Here is an 880-nt window from a genome sequence, read left to right as displayed (position 1 = left end):
GGCTCTGTTGCAAAGATTGGCGGCAGTCAGAGGTAGGCTGTCGCTCTGCGCCGATCAGGCGGCTGCTGCGAAATGGTGGTTGAGCATGCCCATGGCCTCCGTCAGCGCCGAGGGCCCAATGCCAAAAGCTCTCTCCACAAGGCGCACCTCGCCCCTGATGCCGGGCTGCAGGCACCAGGGGCGAGCCTGTCCTTTGCGCAGGGCTCGCATGACTTCGAATCCCTTGATCGTGGCATAGGCCGTGGGGATCGATTTGAAACCGCGCACCGGCTTGATCAGTATCTTGAGCTTTCCGTGATCGGCCTCGATCACGTTATTGAGATACTTCACCTGCCGGTGGGCCGTCTCCCGGTCCAGCTTTCCTTCGCGCTTCAATTCGGTGATCGCTGCACCATAGCTCGGCGCTTTGTCGGTATTGAGCGTGGCAGGCTTTTCCCAGTGCTTCAGGCCTCGCAGGGCCTTGCCCAGGAACCGCTTCGCTGCCTTGGCGCTGCGGGTCGGCGACAGGTAGAAATCGATCGTGTCGCCCCGCTTGTCGACTGCCCGGTACAGGTAGGTCCACTTGCCCCGCACCTTGACGTAGGTTTCATCCAGGCGCCAGCTCGGATCAAAGCCACGCCGCCAGAACCAGCGCAGCCGCTTCTCCATCTCCGGGGCGTAGCACTGGACCCAGCGATAGATCGTCGTATGGTCGACCGAAATGCCGCGTTCCGCCAGCATTTCCTCAAGGTCGCGATAGCTGATCGGATAGCGACAATACCAGCGCACCGCCCACAGGATCACATCACCCTGGAAATGGCGCCACTTGAAATCCGTCATCGTTCCGTCCGTCCAATCTCCGCCAAGCATGCTCAAGCTTCACGATTTTTGCAACAGAGCC

At 60.6% G+C, this 880-nt stretch carries 1 protein-coding gene; it reads right to left on the bottom strand.

The genetic code is table 11. The features are described 5' to 3' along the window. Positions 1-54: 54 nt before the first annotated feature. Positions 55-819: an IS6-like element IS6100 family transposase gene (locus QP140_RS09745; protein WP_001389365.1), complete on the bottom strand. Its 765-nt coding sequence runs from the start codon at positions 817-819 to the stop codon at positions 55-57. Positions 820-880: the final 61 nt, after the last annotated feature.

The organism is Corynebacterium sp. UMB9976 (genome assembly GCF_030212265.1).
In the GTDB taxonomy this organism is placed as follows: Bacteria; Actinomycetota; Actinomycetes; order Mycobacteriales; family Mycobacteriaceae; genus Corynebacterium.
The sequence above is the reverse complement of the archived record's forward strand: the minus strand, read 5'-3'. Positions and strand labels throughout refer to the sequence as shown.

Bases quoted from the DNA above. Each gene is read 5' to 3' on its own strand.
- QP140_RS09745 (WP_001389365.1), bottom strand. From the start codon at position 819: ATGACGGATTTCAAGTGGCGCCATTTCCAGGGTGATGTGATCCTGTGG.